Below are 20,526 nucleotides of genomic sequence, written 5' to 3'. Positions count from 1 at the left end.
TCTCAGCCGCCGGTCATCCGTAGGTGTCACGCGGGCCCCGGCCGGAGATGTGGCGTGCACCTTTTCGCCACACCGGGGCCGCCGGGCCAGTGATCTTCAACGACACGACGACGCCGTCGCCCACTGCGCTGGCGATCTTCGCCAGCAGCTGCGCCTGCATCATCCGCAACTGTGTCGCCCACGCCGTCGTTTCGGCGCTCACGGACAGCACCCCTTCGTGCAGCCCGGTGGGGGAGGCGTGCTCGGCGATCTGGTCGCCGACTACCGCCCGCCAACTCCCGAACACCGTGCCTTCGGCAACCTTTCCTGACCACCCGCGGGTGTTGGCGAGGTCGCGGCTGACAGAGCCGAGCAGCTGCGGGTCCCGCGCGTCGGGTCCCGGTCCCGACCAACTGCGCCGGCCGCCGCGCTGCCTGCCGGCTGCCCGCTGCGCTCCTGAACCCTTGCGGCCCTGCCCGACGTCCTTGCCCTGCGCGCGCGCCGCGCGGCGCGCTTCCTCCAGCGTGCGCCTGACCAGATCCATCGCCTCGTCTGCGCTCTTGTGTTCAGGCCGTTCGTCGCTGCTCACACGATCACCGAAACCCGCCCGGCGTCGTCCTCGCGGAGTTCAATCTCGATGCGACGGGCGTCGAGCTGTGCCGGAATGTCGTCGGGCACCGCTGCCGTCACCAGTACCTGCTCCGCACCGCGGGCGATCGTGGCCAGTGCATCGCGGCGGCGGGTGTCGAGCTCGGCGAACACATCGTCGAGCAACAACACCGGGTCGCTGCCTTCAGCGCGCAGCAATTCGTAGGCGCCGAGCCGCAGCGACAATGCCATCGACCACGATTCGCCGTGGGACGCAAAGCCTTTCGCTGGCTGGTCGCCGAGGATCAACTCGAGATCATCGCGGTGGGGCCCGACCAGGCACACGCCGCGGTCCAGCTCCGCGTCGCGCCGCCGGCCAAGCGTTTCCAGCAGGAGCTGTCTGAACTGCTCCGCGTCGCAGCCCTCCTCCACGGGTCCGTCGACACTCGCGCGATACCGGATATCCGCCGGCCGCGATCCCGGCGCCAGGAGTGCATAGGCCTTCTCCACCTCGGGCCGCAATTCGTTGACGAGGCTTGTCCGTGCCGCCAGCAGCGTCGCGCCGTGTTCGGCGAGGTGTCCGTCCCACACATCCAGCGTCTGGAGCAGCCCGGTGTCGCGGGACCGCTGCCCTGCCGCGGTCTTCAGCAGTGCCGTCCGTTGCCGTACCACCCGCTCGTAATCTGCCCGCACCGCCGCCAGCGCAGGCCGTCTGATCGTGGCCAGTTCGTCGAGAAAGCGGCGGCGCTCGCTGGGGTCGCCGCGCACCAGCGCCAGATCCTCCGGGGCGAACAACACCGCCCGCAACACGCCGAGTACTTCCCTGGCGGTACGGACAGGGGAGCGGTTAATCCGGGCTTTGTTGGCCTTGCCCGCGGTGATCTCCAGGTCGACGGCCAGTTCGCGACCGTCGTTGACGACGATCGTGGACACCACGGCGTTGGGCTGCCCGGCCCGGACGAGGGGCGCGTCAGCGGCAACGCGATGTGATCCTAATGTCGCCGAATACCAGAGTGCCTCAACAAGATTCGTCTTCCCGTAGCCATTAGGGCCGACGAATACGGTACGGCCCGGCTCGAGGTCGATGTCAGCACTGCGCCAGGATCGGAAGTCCCGGAGTCCCAGGTGCCGCACATACATACCAAGACACCGCCGACCTAGCCCGACTGGCTCACTCGTTTGACGGCATGGCCGCCGAACTGGTTACGCAGCGCCGCGACAGCTTTCATCGTTGGCGAGTCATCTTGACGCGAGAGGAACCTCGCGAAAAGCGACGCTGCGATGCCGGGCACCGGCACACGCAACCGGATAGCCTCTTCGACCGTCCACCTGCCCTCGCCGGAATCCTCGGTGTACCCGGAGATCTCCGCGAGCTTGGGATCATCCTTGAGCGCCCTGGCCAAAAGCTGCTGCAACCACGACCGCACGACGGTGCCGTTCGTCCACGCCTGATACACCGCCTGCGGATCCCGGATGAGGTCCTTGGCGGCCAGCAATTCGTATCCCTCGGCGTACGCCGTCATCAGCGCGTACTCCACGCCGTTGTGCACCATCTTCGCGAAATGGCCGGCGCCGACCGGTCCCGCGTGCACAAAGCCGTCCTCGCGCGGACCCGGCGAGCGCAGCGTGTCGAAGATCGGCATCACTCGGTCCACATCGGCGTCGCTGCCGCCCACCATGAGGCCGTATCCCTCCTTAAGGCCCCAGATGCCGCCGGACACGCCAGCATCGATGAACCCGATTCCCTGCTCGCCCAACGTTTTCGCGCGTGGTCCATCGTCGATGTAGCAGGAGTTCCCGCCGTCGATTACCAAGTCGCCTTCTGCCAGCTCTGCGGCGAGCGTGGTGATCGTCTCATCGGTGATCGGCCCTGACGGCACCATCACCCACACCACCCGGGGTGCCGTCAGCGCGTCTGCCAGTGCGGCCAGTGTTGGCACATCGGTAACCTCTGGGCGAGGGTCGTAGCCGATCACCTCGTGACCACCCTCGCGCAACCGCTCGCGCATGTTGAAACCCATCTTGCCCAGACCGACCAGGCCCAACTGCATGAATGCCCTCCTCGATAGCGCTGAACAGTCAGCCGGGCAGTCGCACCGGCATCAACAGGTAGACGTAGTCGGATTGCGCCGCGGGAAACGGCCCGGTGCCCGACGGCGAATTATCGGTGTCGTCCTCACTCGCGGGCCGGAGCACCGCGGGGCGACTCGGCGTCGTAAACCCGAACGACACCCGTTCGCTGTGCAACGAACTCAGCCCGTCCGTGAGATACGTCGGGTTGAACGCAATCGTGAGGGGGTCGCCGGCAAAATCGACCGGCAGATCCTCCTCCGCGCGGCCGACGTCGTCCGCGCCGGCAGCCAGCCGCACCGACCCTTCGCTGAACTCCATCCGCACCTGAGCACCGCGGTCGGCGACAAGCGCTACACGCTTGATGGCTTCGCTCAATTCGGCGACGCCGACTGTCGCCACCGCCGTGTGCTCGGTGGGAAGCAACTGACGGAATTTCGGGAACTCAGCGTCGAGCAGCCTGGTGGTACTGCGTTTGCCCTCACTGCGGATACCGAGAAGCCCTTCCTTCCCGACGTTTTCGCCGGCGCCGAGTGACAACTGCACGTCGGCGCCGCTGATACCCGCTTTCACTGCTTCGGCCAATGTCTTGGCCGGTACCAATATCGCTGCTTCGATATCGGCGGCCGCGGTGGACCATGTCAGTTCACGCACCGCCAGCCGGAATCTGTCTGTCGCCGCCAAAACGACTGTCTCCCCGGATATTTCGACACGAATGCCCGTCAGCATCGGGAGCGTGTCGTCGCGGCCGGCCGCTACCGCAACCTGGCCGATCGCCTCGGCGAACAAGTCTGCGGAGATCACACCGGTCTCTTCGGGGAGCGTCGGAAGCGTGGGATAGTCCTCCACCGCCATCGTCGGCAACGAGAATCGTGCGCTTCCGCACGTCAACGACACGCGCGTGCCCTCCACGCTGACATCAACAGGTTTGGCGGGCAGGGCGCGTGTGATGTCGGACAACAACCGTCCCGAGACCAGCGCCCTGCCGGGCGTTGCCACCTCGGCGGCAACCTGCACCTCAGCCGACACCTCGTAGTCGAAACCCGAGATCACCAGGCCGTTGTCGTTTCCTTCCAGAAGCACACCGGCCAGCACCGGCACCGCCGGACGCGTAGGCAAATTGCGCGCCACCCACGCCACCGCATCGGCGAAATCCTCTCGAACGAGCCGGAACTTCAAATCGGTCATCCCGATGGTCGTCGTCGCCACGTCACGGCCTCATCTTCACTGGCATGTTTTCAGGTGCTCCATCCCGCCGGTTACCAAGGTCAGCACTCTGGGAACCGTCGCATGTACGACGACCGTAACGGCTGTCGAGGCACCACCGTAGAGCTTTGCGGCCCTGGATGAAAGGTAGCCGATCAGGCCGACAACGCCTGAAGAGAACGCTGGCCGGGAGGTGTGGAACAGCTTTGTCCCCAAGTGCTTCTTCTAATGGGAAACCTAGATTGAGTTCACAGTAGTAGTAGTAGGGGCTGTGCATTCTGTGGATAACCGTCGTTAGCCCTGACTGCGCAGCGTCGGGTGTGTGAGTAGCCGGTGTACTGCGAGCGGCGCGGCAGTGCGCCGGCTGTGAATGGGCGGAGCTAGTGCACCGTTGCCTGCACGTCGACGGTGTTGTCCGGGGGTTGTACACAAGTCTATGCACAGGCTTGGGATGTGACGAGTGGGACGAACGGGTCCAAAGTTTTTTGCGCCACTTCGGCCGAAAAGGGTCAGTCAGCGCTTGGAACGCTGACGGATGCGCGTCGTAAGTTCTTTGACTTGATCGAAGACTTCCCGCTTCTGAGGCATCTCGTCGCGGATCTTGCGCTCGGCGTACATGACTGTGGTGTGGTCGCGACCGAAGGCTTGCCCGATCTTGGGCAGCGACAAATCAGTGAGTTCCCGGCACAGATACATGGCCACTTGCCGGGCATGAGCCAGAGAGCGCGTCTTGCCGGGTCCGCGAAGTTCTTCGACGGTGGTTTCGAAGTATTCGGCGGTGGCCGCCATGATCGTCGCGGTGCTGATCTGGATGCTTTCGGCATCGGAGATGAGATCGCGCAGGACGATCTCGGCCAGGGCGCGGTCGATGACGGTCTGGTTGAGCGACGCGAATGCGGTGACGCGGATGAGGGCGCCCTCGAGTTCGCGGATGTTGCGCTCGATGCTGCTCGCGATGAGTTCAAGGACGTCGTCGGGCACATCTAACCGGTCCATCTGGGCCTTCTTGCGCAAGATGGCGATGCGCGTTTCCAGTTCGGGTGGCTGGACATCGGTGATCAGCCCCCACTCGAACCGGGTGCGCAATCGATCTTCCAGAGTGGCAAGGTGTTTCGGTGGCCGGTCGGAGGAGATGACGATCTGCTTGTTGGCGTTGTGCAGCGTATTGAAGGTGTGGAAGAACTCCTCTTGGATGCTCTCCTTGCCCTCGATGAACTGGATGTCGTCGACAAGTAACACGTCGATGTCGCGGTAGCTGCGTTTGAAGGCGACCTTGCGGTCGTCGCGCAGGGAGTTGATGAAGTCGTTAGTGAATTCTTCGGTCGAGACGTACTTGACGCGCATCCCGGGGAACAGGCGTTGGGCGTAGTTGCCTGCGGCGTGGAGCAGGTGGGTTTTTCCGAGGCCGGACTCGCCCCAGATGAATAACGGGTTGTAGGCGCGCGCAGGGGCCTCTGCGATCGCAAGAGCGGCGGCGTGAGCAAACCTGTTGGAAGCGCCGATGACGAAGGTGTCGAACGTGTAGCGCTTGTTGAGGTTGGCGCCCTGCGGTGGGCCGAGCGCCTGTCGGTCCGACTTGTTGAGAAAGTAGGACGGCCACGATTCGTGCGCGCTGGCTAACGCCTCGGTGTCGTCGTCGACTTCGTCGGGATCGGTGTCGAAATTAGCTGACAGGGCAGCGAGCTGTTCGTCGTCTTCGGGATTTTCCGGAGGTGCGATGCGGACGCCGAGTTCGACGCGCTGGCCGAGCCGGCGGCTGAGCGCGTCGACGATCTGGGTGCGCAGGTGCCGTTCGATTTCGTTCTGGACGAAGCTGCTGGGTACCGACAACAACGCGAAGCCTTCGGCAATCGTGAGGGGTTTGACAAGAGTGAGCCAGGCGCGCTGCTGGGGTGTGAGTGGGCGAGCGGCCGCTGCGCTGCCATCGGGCATCGATGCGTCGAGATGATCTCCGTTGAGCTCGGAGACGACCATGTTCCACACGGCAGCAAAGGGAGCGTCAGCGTCGGCGGTCAACGACGTAAACCCCCTTCTGATCGGTCGAGGGTCGACAAATATGACGATGACGAACTGTCCACATAGTTATCCACAGGTGTGGACAGGACAGCGTCACGCTTCGTTGTCGCTCGGTGGGGCGTGCTGGTCCGGCGGTGTCAAGTCGACCAGGCGCCCGCGGTGGGTCGTGTGTGGCTTGGCTCTGTCTGGCTAATAGGTGCCGCTCCAAACGAAAGCGGCACTGGCCGAAGCTAACAGGTTTCCGGTGGGGTGGCCAACCGTTCTGAAACATTGCCCAAAGCATTCTGCTGGTCGAGCGAACGCGGGTGGCGGTTGTGACGGTAGTGAACCAGGAGTGCGGTTGGGATAACGTTGTCTGCTCTTCGCGCGCGCGGCTCATCGCTGTTGTCTGCTCTTCGCGCGCGCGGCTCATCGCCGTTTGACCGGCTGTATCCAGGTCAGTACCCTCGAACAGTCGCCCGAAAGTCGGCGATACGGCAGCGAACCGACGGGACCACCCCGCGGGGTCCGCGCCGGGTAGCGAGCGAGACGAAGAGCTTACTAACGGCAACTGCGCCAACTCCCGCATGCGTTGTTTGACGGTGCGCGAGACGACCAGGTGCCCTACGTACGAGGAGTTAGTGCCGTGGCAAAAGGCAAGCGGACTTTCCAGCCGAACAACCGCAGGCGGGCGCGGGTGCATGGGTTCCGCCTTCGCATGCGGACACGTGCCGGTCGCGCGATAGTGTCGAACCGGCGCAGCAAAGGCCGCCGGAACCTCTCTGCCTGATTCGGCAGGGAAGACGCCGCAGTGCTTCCGGCGCGGTACCGGATGAGACTGTCGACCGAATTCGGGTCGACGGTCAAGCATGGCCAGCGGGCCGTGGAACCTGATCTCGTCGTGCACGCGCGTCGTTGTGAGGGTGTAGTCGATTCGGGTCCGAGGATCGGGCTTGTCGTGGGGAAGTCGGTGGGCAGTGCGGTGCAACGGCATCGAGTGGCGCGACGGCTGCGAGGCGCGGCCCGGACACTCCTCACCGAACTCGACCCAGCGGATCGGATCGTGATCAGAGCATTGCCGGGGAGCCGCTACGCGATCTCGGCCCGGCTCGAACAGGAGTTGCGCTCGGGACTGGCGCGCACCCATCTGCTGCCGAGGTCGCGATCGTGACGGTTGGTCGTGGCGGGGTGAGCCGGTTGCCGGTGCGGGCGGTGATCTTTGTGATCGAGTTGTACCGGACGTACGTGTCACCGATGCGGTTGCCAACGTGTCGGTTCACACCCACCTGCAGTCAGTACGCGGTGGAGGCACTGACCGAATATGGGTTCGTCAAAGGAACGGGGTTGACGGTGGTGCGGCTGGCCAAGTGCGGTCCGTGGCACCCGGGAGGATGGGATCCGATTCCCGAATCGGGTGTTCGCCGACGCCACGTGGAACGGCAAGAAGCTGTCGATGGTTGGGGTAGCCCAGCTCACCGAGGAGAGTGCAAGTCTCGTGTCATTTGATCCGTGGAGTCTGGACTATATCTACTACCCGGTGTCGGGGATCATGTGGATCTGGTACAAGGTGTTCGGCCTTGTGCTCGGCCCCACGAGTTTCTTCACCTGGGCGCTGACGGTGATGTTCCTGGTTTTCACCCTGCGCGCCATCCTTTACAAGCCGTTCGTGAAGCAGATTCGCACCACGCGTGTGATGCAGGAAATGCAGCCACAGATCAAGGCCTTGCAGAAGAAGTACGGCAAGGACCGTCAGCGCATGGCGTTGGAGATGCAAAAGCTGCAGCGCGAGCACGGGGTGAACCCGATTCTGGGGTGCCTGCCGATGTTGGCCCAGATTCCCGTGTTTCTCGGTCTGTACCACGTGCTGATGTCGTTCAACCGGACGCAAACCGGGTTCGGCCGGCTGGGTTTGAGCCCCGAGGTGAACCGGCAGTACGGCAACTATTTCTTCAGTGCAGGCGACGTCGGTAACTTCCTGGACGCCCATCTGTTCGGGGCACCCATCGGTGCGGCGATCACACGAATCCCGCCGTATCCGTTCGGCTTCCCCTACCCGACCGGTGTCGAGGCGTTCAAGGAATACAACCAGCTGACGGTCGTGGCGATCGGGGTGCCGCTGATGCTGCTTGCTGGGGTCGCCACGCACATGAACAGCCGCGCGTCGATCGCAAGGCAGAGCCCGGAAGCGGCGGCGAACCCGCAGACGGCGATCATGAACCGCCTTGCCTTGTACCTGTTCCCGCTCGGTGTGATGGTCGGCGGCCCGGTGCTTCCGCTCGCGATCATTCTGTACTGGTTCTCCAACAACATCTGGACGTTCGGGCAGCAGCACTACGTCTTCGGGAAGATCGAAAAAGAAGAAGCGGAAAAGAAGGCCGAGGCGGTTGCGCGGCGGACGGCGAATGCTCCCGCGCCCGGCGCGAAGCCGAGCCGGTCGCCGAAGAAGCAGGCGGCGCCGAACGACTCGGAACCCGCTTCGACGGAGATCACCACATCGGAGGCCTCGGAGAACGGCAAACCCGCCGCAGTGCAAAAGGCCAAACGGGCGACATCGGGCGCGAACACGGGCGGGTCTGTCAGCCGAACACCGCGACCGGGTGCGCGGCCGAAGAAGCGAAAACGGTAGCCCTGAACAACGGCGGCCGATGGCGGCCTGCGGGATGACGGGAAAGCGAAAGAGGGAAGGGTGGAGATGACCGACGCGGAGATCGTCGAACACGAAGAGAGTCTCAACGGGTCGACACCCCCGGCAGGGGAGCCCGAGGAATTCGAGGATCGACTGGTGGCCGAGGGCGAGATTGCCGGCGACTATCTCGAGGAGCTGCTCGACCTGCTGGATTTCGACGGCGATATCGACTTGGACGTGGAGGGTAACCGCGCCGTCGTGAGCATCGACGGCGGCGAGGATCTCGTGAAGTTGGTCGGCCGGCGCGGCGAGGTACTTGACGCGCTGCAGGAGCTGACGCGCCTCGCCGTGCACCAGAAGACGGGAGAGCGCAGCCGGTTGATGCTCGACATCGCGAGCTGGCGTCGGCGCCGCCGGGAAGAGCTTGCCGGGCTGGGCGAGAAGGTGGCGCATCGGGTGCTGGAGTCCGGGGAACGCGAACAGCTCCCGCCGATGACTCCCTTCGAGCGGAAGATTGTGCACGACGCGGTGGCGTCGATCTCGGGAGTTCGAAGCGAGAGCGAAGGCCAGGAGCCGTCGCGCCGGGTTGTCGTTCTGGTGGATAGGTAGCGAGCAAGTTACATCGATGTAGTTCCATCGCGGGCGTTCCGCAGAGCGGGGAGGATGTTTCACGTGAAACATGTCGAACTCGCGGGCGCTCCTCCGGCTGCGCTGAGCGTGTTCGGCAACAGGGCGACGACGGCCAGACAGTACGCGGAGCTGCTTGCCAGTGCCGGCGTCGAGCGGGGTCTCATCGGACCACGCGAAACCGACCGGCTGTGGGAACGCCACCTACTTAATAGCGCCGCAGTGGGCGAGCTAGTGCCGGATGGCGCCCGAGTGGTGGATGCGGGAAGCGGGGCCGGCCTGCCGGGGATACCCCTGGCACTTGCGCGGCCCGATCTTCAGGTGACTCTCGTGGAGCCGATGCTGCGCCGGACTGAATACCTTCGAGAGGTGATCGAACGGCTGGACCTTCCTATCGAAGTGATCAGGGGCCGCATCCAGGATCCGGGGGTGGTCCAGCGGATCGGCGAAGTGGACGCAGTGGTGTGTCGAGCAGTCGCCGCCCTCGACAAGCTGATCGAATGGTGCCTGCCGGTGGTTGTGCGCGGCGGACGTCTGCTGGCGATCAAGGGCGAGCGGGCAGAGGAGGAAGTTGCGCGTCTGCGCCAGGATTGGGCACGCATAGGCGCCGGCAACATCGAGGTGGTGAGATGTGGACGGGACTATCTAGACCCACCCGCAACGGTCGTGGTGGTCGAGAAGAACCAACCGGCGTCGCGGAGACCGACGCGCCCGCGGGGGAGGAGACAGTCGTGAAAGCGACGGAAATGCGCGACGGCGACGGCGGAGTTGCCCCCAATGTTTCACGTGAAACATCACCGGCGGGCGATCCGCTGGAGGTGTGGGAAAGCGACCCGGCCGACACGCCAATAGGCGCGGCTGCCCAACGCGCCATGCAAGTCGCCCACGCTATCCACCCTCCACTGCCGCGCCCGGTGCACCGGCGAGTCCTGACGATCGCCAACCAGAAGGGCGGTGTCGGGAAGACCACGACGGCAGTCAACATCGCCGCGGCGCTGGCGTTGCACGGCATGAAGACATTGGTCATCGACCTCGATCCGCAAGGAAACGCGAGCACCGCCCTGGGGATCGAGCACCGGCAGCCGGGGACCCCGTCGTCGTACGAAATGCTGCTCGGGGAGATCAGACTTGCCGACGCGGTGCGCCCGAGCCCCCATAACGAGTTGCTGTTTTGCGTCCCCGCCACCATCGACCTGGCGGGCGCAGAGATCGAATTGGTGAGCATGGTCGCCCGCGAGAACCGGCTGCGAACCGCCATCGCCGAGTTGGATCGCACCGACTTCGACTACGTCTTCATCGACTGCCCGCCATCGCTGGGTCTGCTGACGATCAATGCGCTTGTGGCCTCGCCCGAGGTACTCATCCCGATCCAGTGCGAGTACTACGCGTTGGAGGGCGTCTCGCAGTTGATGAACAACATCGAGATGGTACGAGCGCATCTCAATCCCGCCCTGTCGGTCTCGACTGTCATCCTGACGATGTACGACGGGCGAACCAAACTCGCCGACCAGGTCGCCGCGGAAGTGCGGAAGTATTTCGGCGACAAGGTGTTGCGGACGGTAATTCCGCGCAGCGTCAAGGTCTCGGAGGCACCCGGCTACAGCATGACGGTCATCGACTACGACCCCGGTTCACGGGGGGCGACGAGCTATCTGGACGCCAGCCGCGAGATCGCGCTCCACGGCGGGCCGAGGGGATGACGATGGGACAGGGAACCGGCGCGTGCTGCGTTCCGGTGAACAGGAGGCGGAGATGACACAACCGGCGCGCCGCAAGGGCGGACTGGGCCGCGGCCTTGCGTCGCTGATCCCGACCGGACCCGACGAAGGCATGGGCCCAAAAATGGGCTCGGCGGCCGCCGACGTGGTGCTGGGTGCGGCCCCAGGGACGGTCGGATCGGTCGGGGCTGTGTACCGGGAGATCGACCCGTCCCGGATCGTCCCCAACCCACGCCAGCCCCGGCAGGTCTTCGACGAAGAGGCGTTGGCAGAACTCGTGCACTCGATCCGCGAGTTCGGCCTGATGCAGCCGATCGTTGTGCGCACCCCGGACTCGGCCGGCCAGTTCCAACTCGTGATGGGGGAGCGCCGGTGGCGAGCCGCCCAACAGGCGGGCCTGGCGACCATCCCAGCGATCGTCAGGGAGACCGCCGACGACAACATGTTGCGCGACGCACTGCTCGAAAATATCCATCGAGTCCAGCTCAACCCGTTGGAAGAGGCCGCCGCATATCAGCAACTCCTGGACGAGTTCGGGGTCACCCACGAGGAACTCGCCGGCAAAATTGGACGATCGCGACCCCTCATCACCAACATGATCCGATTGCTCCGGCTACCGATTCCCGTACAACGCCGCGTCGCGGCCGGGGTGTTGTCTGCGGGGCACGCGCGCGCACTGCTCACCCTGGAGGGCGGCCCCGACGCCCAGGAGGAGCTCGCCGCCCGGATCGTCGCCGAGGGCCTGTCAGTGCGCGCCACCGAGGAGGCTGTCACGTTAGCCAACCGGGGCGACAGCACACCGCCAGCGGGACCTCGCCGCAAACCGATCCACATGCCTGGCCTGCAAGACGTTGCCGAGCGGCTGTCGGGGAGGTTCGACACCAAGGTCACCGTCAACCTCGGCAAGCGCAAGGGCAAGATCGTCGTCGAATTCGGCTCGGTCGACGACCTCCAGCGAATTGTCGCGCTGATGGACGGCGCTCGCGAGTGACAACGGACGAACAGTGACACCAGGCCGTTACGTCACTGTGACGGCGCTGCGACCCAGCGCCTGGCGCATCGGAACCGCGCCAGCGAAAGATGCTGAAACCCAAAACAATTCACGCGGCCGCAGATCTTCTGACGTAAAAATGCGCGATACTGGCCCCGAACGCCCGCCCTCTCCTATCCTTGAAGGGCTGCCCTGCGCAGTCGCACCCCATGGAGGCTCCAGAGCGTAGTGTCCGCACGAATCACGCCGCTGCGGCTCGAATGTTTCGAGCAGCTTCCCAAGCATGCCCGTCGCTGTGTGTTCTGGGAGGTCGATCCGACGACTCTGGGCAGCGACGACCACTTCGCGGATCCCGAGTTCGAGAAGGAAGCCTGGCTCTCGATGGTCATGCTCGAGTGGGGTGCGTGCGGCCAGATGGCCGTGCCCGTCCGGCGCCCGGGCGAACAGGAGGACGCTCCGGTCATCGAGCAACGGGAGGCGGCGTGTGTCGGTTACGCCCTCTATGCGCCACCGGGCGCCGTTCCCCGCGCGCGGTGCTTCCCGACCGGTCCCGTCAGCCCCGATGCGGTCCTTCTCACGTCGATGGGCGTCGAACCGGGACACGAGGAGACCCTCGCGCACAGCCTGATCGCGCAGACGGTCGCCGACTTGAAGCGCCGCGGCGTGCGCGCGCTCGAGGCGTTCGGCCGCACCGCAGAGGCGGGCGACCTCGCCGAGCCTGACACGGCACCCCCGGAGATCCGGTCGGTGATCGAGCCGTTCGGCGACTGCTCGTTCGACCAGTGCATGATCGCCGCGGATTTCCTTACCGACGTCGGGTTCACCGTCGTCGCGCCGCATCGGTACTTCCCGCGGTTGCGGCTCGAGCTCGACCAAGGCCTGGGGTGGAAGGCCGAGGTGGAAGCCGCGCTGGAACGGCTGCTGCACAGCGCGCGGCTCGAACCGGTGGGCGCCGGTGCGTGCGGCGCAGACGTCAGTGAGTGAGCCGGCCGGCCTGCTCCACCGACAACTCGTGTGCCAATAACTCGGCGAACGTGAAAGTGCCTGTGGGCCGGTCATTTTTGCCGAGGAGGTACAGCCGCTTGACGGCCGCGAGGATGCCCTCGGCAATCGAGTCGCGAGTCTGGCTCGTCACAAGCAGCTCGCGGTCGCGCGGGTTGGTCACGTAGCCGATGTCGACGCACACGGTGGGCATGCGAGTCAGCCGCAGCAGATCCCAGGTGCGTCCGTGAGTGCGGCAATCCCGTAACCCTGTGCGAGCCACCACTTCTCGTTGAATGAAGTCGGCGAGGTTGCGGCCAATCGTCGACACCGAGCCGTGTGAGTTGCCGAAATGGAACGAGGCGACCCCGTTGGGGAGGTCACTGGATTGGCTGGCGCAGCGCAGGCTGATCATCAAGTCGGCACCGACGGTGTTCGCGGTGGCGGCGCGCTCGGCATCCGACGGGCTTCGATTGCCCGGCCGGGACAGGAAGGTCTCCATGCCGATCGCGGTCATCCGGCCTTCGAGCCGAGAAGCCAAGTCCCACAGCACGTCCGCCTCGCTGATCGGCCCCGTCGGGCCCTGCGTGATCATGCCGCGGTCACCGCCCCCGCGGCCGGGGTCGATGATGATCCGCTTACCGGACAGGCGCGGGCCTGAGCGGCGCACGAGTTCTTCCTCCCGGATCGCATGCGGGGATCCGCCGGTGACGCGGGAGCCGAGAAAATACAACGAGCGCAACGTCTCCGGCCCGCAGATGCCGTCAGGAGCCATCCCGTACTCACGCTGATACGACATCAGCGCCGTGTGCGTGGTGAGCCCGAAGTATCCGTCGACGAGGCCCGTGTAGAAACCGAGATCCTGCAGGCGCGCCTGCAAGGACGCGACGTCGTCGCCGTACATGGGGGCACCGAACTGATGGTGCAGCGTGCGCGCACCGAGGCGGTACGACGCCTCCTTCAACGCGCGGTAGGTGGCTTCACCCACGATGCCGTCGACGAGCAGGCCGCGGTGCTGCTGGAATGCGCGTACCGCCTGGTCGAGCTCGGCGTCGAACATTTCCGGGACAGCGTGCTTCCCGGTGGTCAGATCCGCGTCGGGATGGTCAAGCCAGCCCAGGGATGCCAATGCATCGCGGATCTCGGGGACAGCGCTCCCGCGATCCCCGCGGCGCAGTGTCGACATACAGGGCCTTTCGGTCACGCTCGCCGAGTCGGACGCCGGTGCGCCGAGAGCGGCTCAACGCAAGGGCAATACGATCGGCGATCGCACGACAAGCTGAGAATATTGTCGCAGACGGGCCGCCAGATTAGGAAAACGCCAGGCACATCGCAGGTGCCTACAGGTGGTCGTTGAGCTCACGCAGCAACGCCGCTTTGCTCTTGGCGCCCACGATCCGCTTTACGGGTTCGCCGCCCTTGAACAGGATCAGCGTGGGGATCGACTGGACTTTGAAGTCACGCGCGGTGCCCGGGTTGGCGTCGATGTCGATCTTCGCGACCGTGAGCTCAGAGGCCTTTTCCACGGCGATCTGCTCGAGCACCTTCGCCACCAGCCGACAGGGACCGCACCAGGTCGCCCAGAAGTCGACGAGAACGGGTTGCGACGCGCCGAGCACGTCTTGTGCAAACGTTCCGTCGGTGACGGCAATCGTGGAGGTGTCGTCGCTCACAGCGGGGCTCCTATCAGATCATCGGTGGTATCGACGGGGGCCGACTCGGCGAGCCAGCGTTCGGCGTCGATGGCCGCCGAACAGCCCGTCCCGGCGGCAGTGACCGCCTGCCGGTAGGTGCGGTCGACGAGATCGCCGGCCGCGAAGACGCCCTCGAGGGAAGTCTGGGTGGTTCCGCTGCGCACGAGGACATAGCCGTCGTCGTCGATTTCGAGCTGGTCGCGGACGAGGTCCGAGCGGGGGTCGTGGCCGATGGCGACGAAGACACCCGTGACGTCGAGCGCGCGCTCCTCGCCGGTGACGGTGTCACGAACCCGCAGCCCGGTGACACTCGTGTCGCCCAACACCTCGGTCACCACGGCGTTGGTCACGAACTGGATCTTGTCGTTCTCCTCGGCGCGGGTGAGCATGATCTTGGATGCGCGAAACTCGTTGCGGCGATGCACAACTGTGACACTGCGCGCGAACCGCGTCAGGAACGTCGCCTCCTCCATCGCGGAGTCGCCGCCGCCGATCACCGCGATGTCCTGATCGCGGAAGAAGAAGCCGTCGCACGTGGCGCACGCACTCACACCCCGGCCGAGCAGCTTCTGTTCGCCGGGCACGTGAAGGTAGCGGGCAGCGGCACCCATCGCGAGGATGACCGCGCGAGCATGGTGGGTTTCGTCGCCGACGGTGACGGTCTTGATTGCGCCCTGCAAGGACACCGAGTCGACGTCCTCCATCCGCAGGTCGGCGTCGAACCGGAGCGCCTGCTCGCGCATCTCGTCCATGAGCTCGGGGCCCTGAATGCCGCTGCGAAATCCCGGGTAGTTCTCGACTTCGGTGGTGGTCATCAGCGCTCCACCGAACTGGGTGCCTTCGAAAACCAGCGGCGAGAGCTGTGCCCGTGCGGCGTAGATGGCTGCGGTGTATCCGGCGGGGCCCGATCCGATGACGATGACGTCGTGAACGGTGGGGGAGGAACTCATGCCAGCCTTTCTGCCCTGTCGCGCAACGATCTCAACACCAGGGTATGTCCCGGTGTTCCCCACCGGCGTCACGGACGCCGGATCTGCGTTTCGGCAAGCAGCCCGGTGTCGGCTGCATTGCAGTTCGGACTCACCGCCAACGCCACGACCTGCGTCTGGGTGCCCGCCGTTGGCGTCTCGCCTGCCAACAGCAACAACACCGCCGGTTGACCGACGATCGTGAGTTGCCGCGCACCGAGCACGGCTGTCGCGCCGGGATAGCCGAGCCCGCTCAGACACGACGCGCGCCGGCGGGGGTCACTGAGAGGCCCGAGATCGGGCGGGGTGCGCAGCAGCGCCAGGATTTCGTCCTCCGACAGGGGGATTGCCGGGTCGGCTGCGCTGGTGTTATGCAACGACGTGCCTGCGCGCGTGGACGTATCTGAACCTGCGAGGCTCACGACACCCACCACCGCGGCCACCAGGGCTGCGAGCGCACCCGCGGCGGTGCTTGCGCGAACAATCCGCCGGTGCCGGGCGCTTCGAACCGGCGGCGCAGTGCGCAACGCGGAGACCACTCGGTCAACGACCGCGGCCGGCACGTCGGGGGCCGACGCCTCGTCGCCCCCTAGTCGAGCGAGGTCAGCACGGACCCGCTCGACCGCCGGCATCCGCCCGTCGTCCATCCATGCCGTTGTACCGGGTGTCTGGCGCGAAAGCGATACGGCTATCCGGCGGCGCCAGTGGCCGCGTCGTGGTCGAAGTACCGCAGCATCAGGGCGAGCCGCCCGCGCGCGCGGGCACACCGGCTCTTCACCGTTCCCTGCGGCACCCCGAGGATCCGCGCGGCGTCGGCGATCGAGTAGCCCTGCATGTCCACGGCAACGACTGCCGCGCGCTGTTCGACGGGAAGGCGCATCAGCGCCCGCTGAACCACGACCGCGGTATCGGTCCGAGGGGCAGGATCGCTGACCGAGCCGATGTCGTCCTCGAGTTGAATCGCGAGGTGATTCTTGTTTCGCCGCAACCGATCAAGGCATGCGTTGACGACGATCCGGTGCAGCCAGCTGCTCACTGCCGCGTCGTTGCGGAACGACCCTGCGCTGCGGTGCGCCGAGAGCATCGCGTCCTGCAGCGCGTCGGCGGCGTCCTCCCCCGTGCGACTCGTCAGCCGCGCCAGCCGGTAAAGCTGCCGCTGGTGCCGGAGGAACAGCTCCTCGAACGCGTACGGATCTCCCGCGACGTGTGCCGCCAGCAGCTCCGCGTCACTGCGATGCGGCCGTTCTGACCCCCCGAGGAACCCCACAGCCGAACCCTAAGCGCCCGCCGGTGGGTGCTATGACGCCAACTTCAGGAATGCTTCCGTCTGCAAATATTTCGTCGGCGCGACAGCGGATGACGAGGCTGGTCAGGCGCGGTGGTAGTGATGGCCGGCGGCCGTTGACGCTGAGAACGCCATGGCTGGAGCTATTTGGGATGAGCGGTCAGGACGTCCCTTTGAGCGTGATCTCGGCGATCTCGGCGTGCGAATCGCTACCAGTGCTGCCCAGCTTCGTGATGAACACCACGACGTTCGAGGTGGGCTGGGCGTTGTCGATCCGGATCGTGTTGGAGCCCTGCTGCATTGCCTGTGGCTTGGTGAGTTCGGTGGTGTCGCCGAGGCTGGCCGGCGAAGCGCTCGAGGACGACCGGAGCTGGATCTGGGTGCCCGTGCTGTTCACCGTGACGTCGGCCGACGTCAGCACGGTCGGTTTAGGCAGATGCAGCACCAGGCCGACGCCGGGGTAAGCGGCGGGGAACGGGTCGCGGTCGTCGTAATGGACCGTCTTCCAGGCGGTTGCGGGATTGCCGTCGATGGCCAGCGTCGCCTGGTCCGGGTTGTCGGGAGACCCGCCCGGCGCCCAGGACGTCACCTTGTCGGGCTTCACGACATCGCCGGCCTCGGCGGGGGCGGCCGCGCCCGACGACGGATGCAGGCCGTACTTGTCTTCCTTGCTGCCGTAGCCGCCGTCAAAGCCGTGGAACAGTGCCGCGGCCAGCAGTGCGGCCACGACGAGGATTGCACCGACGACTCCCAGCCCGATGAGCAAGCCTCGGCGGCGCTGCGCGCGTTCGTCTTCGTCAAGGTCGCTCCATCGGCGGAATCCACCGCCCTTGGAGCGCACGCCGGCGGGTGGCGCGTTCTCGACGGGCGCTATCAGCTCCGTGCGGTCGGCCTCGGCGGTGGCTTGCTGAAGAATGCTCAAAAGCGTTGAGGCGCTCGCGATCCCACCACCCTCCTGGACCGAGCGCACCGCTGCCGCGGACACTTGGAACGGGATCTGGTGGTCGACGGCCTTGGGCTCCACCGGATTTCCCATGGCGTCGACGTCCGCCGGTGCCAATCCGCTGGGTGCGCCGCTCTCCGGCAATGGCCACCGGTTGAGCAGCAGCGCATACAGCACGGCACCCATTCCGCGAAGGTCGTCCTCGGGGGTGGCGCTCGGCAGTGTCGCGGGAAATGCAAGGGCGACGTCGCCTTCGATGCTGACCCGAATTCGACTGGGATGGTCGATCGATAGCGCGACGCCTGCCGTGTGCGCTGCATCGGCAGCGGCGGCAAGTGACTGCATCGCCCGCGCGCCGCCGATCGGTGACGGCGACGTGTCGGCCACCTCCTGCAGAGACCCGCCGCGGATCCATTCCGACACAATGAGGCCGCCGGCGCGGGTGCGCACCACGTCCAGCACGCGGGCGATGCCCGGCATGGTGATGCGGCTCAGCCGGAGCGTACGAGAGAGGATGTCGGCCACCTCGTCCGATGGGAGCCGGCCGTCGGGGTCGACGAACGTCAACGCCACCTGCCGATCGAGCGCGGTGTCCAGCGCCTGCCAAAACTGCAGACCGTCGGGACCGCCGTGATCGACGAGCAACCTGTAGCGTCCGTCGGCGATGCTCACGCCTGGCATCAGGGACACGTCGTCTCCGCCGGACGCGTCTGAGGACGGAGCCGCCAGGCCCATCGCCTCGCGCGTCGGGTCGCCGGCGAAGTCACCGGCCGGAACGCCGACACGGCGCAGCGACGACGTGTTCACGGCCGTGTCGGCGGACACGTCGGGCTGGAAGTCGTCGGCCGCCGGGCGTGTCAGCCGCGTCGTTGCGTCGGCACTCCCTGGGGTCTCGTCGGTCACCGCCATCCCTTCCCATGCGCTGCCCCGGACGTGACCCGGCCGAACGGGTCCGGGTCCCGTGCGTGGCCTCGGCGTGTACGGAAGCCTCTGCTCAGGGTACGAGGTAACACGTCCAGGCTCGTGCCAAACCGGGATTGACCTGGCGGGCGCACGCCCGAGGCGACGGCGCACGGCAGCCAGCGCGGCCCTGGCTTCAGGTACCCGTGCGGCGAACATCACCGTGGCGACGATGGGCACCATGATCAGGCCCAGAACAAGCAGACGCAGCAGCGAGCCGACCCCGCCGAAGCGTTCGGTAAGGACGTTGACGTGCAACAACCGGTCCGCGACGTGAGCGACGAGGCCGGCCAGGAGCGAGGCCGCCACGGTCACGAGCACCGTGCGGAGCACCTCCGTGCTGAACAACGCCCCGCCCGGCGGGCGCAGCGAGCGGCGCAGCAGGAAGTAACCGAGGGTGGCGCCGGCCAGGAAGCCGAGCCCGTTCGCCGTTCCGAGATAGCCGGCCACCATCTCGGGGCGGGCGATCACGCCATGCCCGGCGAGCTGTTGCACGAGAAGTGATGCGCCGATCTTCACGGAGGTGATCACGACGATGATCAGAATCGGGGTCCAGGGCTGATGGCGTGCGTAGAAGACCCGCAGCTGCAGCAGCACCATCGCGTAGGGAATCAACGTGAACGCGGACAGGGCGATCGCGTTGCCGAGATAACCGGCATCGACCGCACCGAAGTTGCCGTACGCGAACAGCGCCGATCCCATCGCCGCCCCGCCGACGGTCATGAACGCGGCGATCGGGATCAATGTCACCATCGTCAGTCGGGTGGCCAATCCCAGGTCGCCCAACACGCCGCCGATGTCGTCGGCGGCGGCGTTGCGGGACAACCGCGGCATCACCACGGTCAGCACGGTGACCCCGATCAACCCGAACGGCAGCATCAGCACGAGCCAGGTGTAGTTGTAGATTGCCGGGCCGGAATCGGCTGCCCAACTTGCGATCTGGTTGCCGACCACCAGGCCGAACTGGCTGATCATCACGTAGAGGACCATCGCCGCGGCCATCATCCCGAACTGCTTCAGACGATCGTCGATTCCCCACAGCGGGCGCAGGCTTATCCGTTGGCGCGCGATCGCGATCAGCAGCACAGCCGTCTGGGCCGCTACGCCCAGCGTCGTGCCGACGCCAAGCACCAACAGTTTGATGTTGCCGTGCGCTGCCGAAAGATCGGCAGGGACAAGCACATACACGCCGAGCGTGAGAATTGCGACAACGTTGTTGACCACCGGAGCCCACGCGGGAGCACCAAACGAGTTGCGATTGTTCAGGATTGCCATGAAGACCGAGGACAACCCGTAGAACAGGACCTGGGGGAGCAGCAGATACGCGAACGACGTGGTGAGGGCCTCGTCGACCTTCGAGGTGGCGGTGCTGCCCAGCATCAGCCGGACCAATATCGGCGCGGCCACCACGGACAGGGTCGTCGTGATCAGCAGCAGTGTGGTCGCGATGGTTACCAACCGGCGGACGAACGCAGTCCCGCCGTCGGGGTCCTCGCGCTCAGCGCGGGCGAGCACGGGGACGAAAATCGCCGTGAACGTCGCTTCCAGGACCAGCGCCGCGATGAGGTTCGGCAACTGGTTGGCAACCGAGAAGGCACTCGTGATCGCCGCACCGAGGATCGCGGCCAGCAAGACGAATCGCGCGAATCCGGTGATCCGGCTGATCAGCGTCGCGAAGGCGATCCCCCAGGACCGGGATACCACCGCCGCGTCGCTGAGTTCGGGCCGCGCAGACGACGGTCGAGTGGGCGGCGGCCGGGCGCCGCGTGGCTGGCGGGGCAGGTCGGCGGCGGGTCGGCGCGAACCCTGCCGAGGTGGCACGGGACCGTTGGCCCCAGGCTGCGGCCGCGGGCGGTATCCAGGGGGCTGCGCCCTACCGCCGGGCTGCGCCCTCC

At 65.9% G+C, this 20,526-nt stretch carries 20 protein-coding genes; 9 read left to right on the top strand and 11 right to left on the bottom strand.

The window, feature by feature from the left end; all coding sequences use genetic code 11:
• Positions 1 to 13: 13 nt before the first annotated feature.
• From QOH60_RS20545 to dnaA, 5 genes are all read right to left on the bottom strand, one after another.
• Complete coding sequence (locus tag QOH60_RS20545) at positions 14 to 568, bottom strand: DUF721 family protein (protein ID WP_526423707.1); 555 nt, start codon at positions 566 to 568, stop codon at positions 14 to 16.
• The gene (gene recF, locus QOH60_RS20540; protein WP_526423706.1) at positions 565 to 1,707 is read right to left on the bottom strand and encodes a DNA replication/repair protein RecF; all 1,143 of its coding nucleotides are present in this window, start codon (positions 1,705 to 1,707) and stop codon (positions 565 to 567) included. The genes QOH60_RS20545 and recF overlap by 4 nt, the downstream gene beginning before the upstream one ends.
• A gap of 17 nt (positions 1,708 to 1,724) precedes the next feature.
• Entirely contained in the window at positions 1,725 to 2,618 is an 894-nt protein-coding gene (gene gnd / locus QOH60_RS20535) for a phosphogluconate dehydrogenase (NAD(+)-dependent, decarboxylating) (protein WP_526423705.1), read from the bottom strand.
• A gap of 28 nt (positions 2,619 to 2,646) precedes the next feature.
• Positions 2,647 to 3,825 carry a DNA polymerase III subunit beta gene (gene dnaN / locus QOH60_RS20530; RefSeq protein WP_526423734.1) on the bottom strand — a complete coding sequence of 393 codons (1,179 nt, stop codon included), beginning with the start codon at positions 3,823 to 3,825 and terminating at the stop codon, positions 2,647 to 2,649.
• A gap of 531 nt (positions 3,826 to 4,356) precedes the next feature.
• On the bottom strand, positions 4,357 to 5,817 hold the full coding sequence (gene dnaA, locus QOH60_RS20525) for a chromosomal replication initiator protein DnaA (protein WP_526423733.1): 1,461 nt from the start codon (positions 5,815 to 5,817) through the stop codon (positions 4,357 to 4,359).
• A 667-nt stretch (positions 5,818 to 6,484) separates the two neighbouring features.
• Here dnaA and rpmH point away from each other — a divergent pair.
• From rpmH to QOH60_RS20480, 9 genes are all read left to right on the top strand, one after another.
• The gene (rpmH, locus tag QOH60_RS20520) at positions 6,485 to 6,628 is read left to right on the top strand and encodes a 50S ribosomal protein L34 (RefSeq protein WP_526423704.1); all 144 of its coding nucleotides are present in this window, start codon (positions 6,485 to 6,487) and stop codon (positions 6,626 to 6,628) included.
• A 21-nt stretch (positions 6,629 to 6,649) separates the two neighbouring features.
• Entirely contained in the window at positions 6,650 to 7,009 is a 360-nt protein-coding gene (rnpA, locus tag QOH60_RS20515; protein ID WP_526423703.1) for a ribonuclease P protein component, read from the top strand.
• Positions 6,913 to 7,344: a membrane protein insertion efficiency factor YidD gene (gene yidD / locus QOH60_RS20510; protein WP_526423732.1), complete on the top strand. Its 432-nt coding sequence runs from the start codon at positions 6,913 to 6,915 to the stop codon at positions 7,342 to 7,344. The genes rnpA and yidD overlap by 97 nt, the downstream gene beginning before the upstream one ends.
• Positions 7,292 to 8,464, top strand: coding sequence for a membrane protein insertase YidC (yidC, locus tag QOH60_RS20505; RefSeq protein ID WP_526423731.1), 1,173 nt, complete (start codon positions 7,292 to 7,294; stop codon positions 8,462 to 8,464). The genes yidD and yidC overlap by 53 nt, the downstream gene beginning before the upstream one ends.
• A gap of 66 nt (positions 8,465 to 8,530) precedes the next feature.
• Entirely contained in the window at positions 8,531 to 9,073 is a 543-nt protein-coding gene (locus QOH60_RS20500; protein WP_526423730.1) for a Jag family protein, read from the top strand.
• A gap of 54 nt (positions 9,074 to 9,127) precedes the next feature.
• Positions 9,128 to 9,826: a 16S rRNA (guanine(527)-N(7))-methyltransferase RsmG gene (gene rsmG, locus QOH60_RS20495; protein ID WP_526423702.1), complete on the top strand. Its 699-nt coding sequence runs from the start codon at positions 9,128 to 9,130 to the stop codon at positions 9,824 to 9,826.
• Between the two features lie 11 nt (positions 9,827 to 9,837).
• A complete protein-coding gene (locus QOH60_RS20490; RefSeq protein ID WP_526423729.1) occupies positions 9,838 to 10,791 on the top strand; it encodes a ParA family protein in 954 nt (317 codons plus the stop codon).
• A 52-nt stretch (positions 10,792 to 10,843) separates the two neighbouring features.
• Positions 10,844 to 11,800 carry a ParB/RepB/Spo0J family partition protein gene (locus QOH60_RS20485; RefSeq protein ID WP_526423701.1) on the top strand — a complete coding sequence of 319 codons (957 nt, stop codon included), beginning with the start codon at positions 10,844 to 10,846 and terminating at the stop codon, positions 11,798 to 11,800.
• Positions 11,801 to 12,028: 228 nt separating this feature from the next.
• Positions 12,029 to 12,784, top strand: coding sequence for an acetyltransferase (locus QOH60_RS20480; protein WP_526423700.1), 756 nt, complete (start codon positions 12,029 to 12,031; stop codon positions 12,782 to 12,784).
• Here QOH60_RS20480 and QOH60_RS20475 read toward each other — a convergent pair.
• From QOH60_RS20475 to murJ, 6 genes are all read right to left on the bottom strand, one after another.
• On the bottom strand, positions 12,774 to 13,967 hold the full coding sequence (locus tag QOH60_RS20475) for an N-acetylmuramoyl-L-alanine amidase (RefSeq protein ID WP_526423728.1): 1,194 nt from the start codon (positions 13,965 to 13,967) through the stop codon (positions 12,774 to 12,776). The two genes, QOH60_RS20480 and QOH60_RS20475, sit on opposite strands and share 11 nt — an antisense overlap.
• A gap of 154 nt (positions 13,968 to 14,121) precedes the next feature.
• Positions 14,122 to 14,454, bottom strand: coding sequence for a thioredoxin (trxA, locus tag QOH60_RS20470; protein ID WP_526423699.1), 333 nt, complete (start codon positions 14,452 to 14,454; stop codon positions 14,122 to 14,124).
• On the bottom strand, positions 14,451 to 15,425 hold the full coding sequence (gene trxB / locus QOH60_RS20465; protein ID WP_526423698.1) for a thioredoxin-disulfide reductase: 975 nt from the start codon (positions 15,423 to 15,425) through the stop codon (positions 14,451 to 14,453). The genes trxA and trxB overlap by 4 nt, the downstream gene beginning before the upstream one ends.
• A 68-nt stretch (positions 15,426 to 15,493) precedes the next feature.
• A complete protein-coding gene (locus QOH60_RS20460) occupies positions 15,494 to 16,090 on the bottom strand; it encodes an RsmA family anti-sigma factor (protein WP_526423697.1) in 597 nt (198 codons plus the stop codon).
• 41 nt (positions 16,091 to 16,131) lie between these two features.
• On the bottom strand, positions 16,132 to 16,710 hold the full coding sequence (sigM, locus tag QOH60_RS20455) for an RNA polymerase sigma factor SigM (protein ID WP_526423696.1): 579 nt from the start codon (positions 16,708 to 16,710) through the stop codon (positions 16,132 to 16,134).
• A 178-nt stretch (positions 16,711 to 16,888) separates the two neighbouring features.
• Entirely contained in the window at positions 16,889 to 20,452 is a 3,564-nt protein-coding gene (gene murJ / locus QOH60_RS20450; RefSeq protein ID WP_526423695.1) for a murein biosynthesis integral membrane protein MurJ, read from the bottom strand.
• Positions 20,453 to 20,526 lie beyond the last annotated feature (74 nt).

The organism is Mycobacterium sp. (assembly GCF_032159765.1).
GTDB lineage: Bacteria > Actinomycetota > Actinomycetes > Mycobacteriales > Mycobacteriaceae > Mycobacterium.
This window is presented reverse-complemented; position numbering and strand designations above follow the sequence as displayed.

Bases quoted from the DNA above. Each gene is read 5' to 3' on its own strand.
- recF (WP_526423706.1), bottom strand. From the start codon at position 1,707: ATGTATGTGCGGCACCTGGGACTCCGGGACTTCCGATCCTGGCGCAGT.
- gnd (WP_526423705.1), bottom strand. From the start codon at position 2,618: ATGCAGTTGGGCCTGGTCGGTCTGGGCAAGATGGGTTTCAACATGCGC.
- dnaN (WP_526423734.1), bottom strand. From the start codon at position 3,825: ATGACCGATTTGAAGTTCCGGCTCGTTCGAGAGGATTTCGCCGATGCG.
- dnaA (WP_526423733.1), bottom strand. From the start codon at position 5,817: ATGGTCGTCTCCGAGCTCAACGGAGATCATCTCGACGCATCGATGCCC.
- yidC (WP_526423731.1), top strand. From the start codon at position 7,292: ATGGTTGGGGTAGCCCAGCTCACCGAGGAGAGTGCAAGTCTCGTGTCA.
- QOH60_RS20500 (WP_526423730.1), top strand. From the start codon at position 8,531: ATGACCGACGCGGAGATCGTCGAACACGAAGAGAGTCTCAACGGGTCG.
- rsmG (WP_526423702.1), top strand. From the start codon at position 9,128: ATGTTTCACGTGAAACATGTCGAACTCGCGGGCGCTCCTCCGGCTGCG.
- QOH60_RS20490 (WP_526423729.1), top strand. From the start codon at position 9,838: ATGCGCGACGGCGACGGCGGAGTTGCCCCCAATGTTTCACGTGAAACA.
- QOH60_RS20485 (WP_526423701.1), top strand. From the start codon at position 10,844: ATGACACAACCGGCGCGCCGCAAGGGCGGACTGGGCCGCGGCCTTGCG.
- QOH60_RS20475 (WP_526423728.1), bottom strand. From the start codon at position 13,967: ATGTCGACACTGCGCCGCGGGGATCGCGGGAGCGCTGTCCCCGAGATC.
- trxB (WP_526423698.1), bottom strand. From the start codon at position 15,425: ATGAGTTCCTCCCCCACCGTTCACGACGTCATCGTCATCGGATCGGGC.
- QOH60_RS20460 (WP_526423697.1), bottom strand. From the start codon at position 16,090: ATGGACGACGGGCGGATGCCGGCGGTCGAGCGGGTCCGTGCTGACCTC.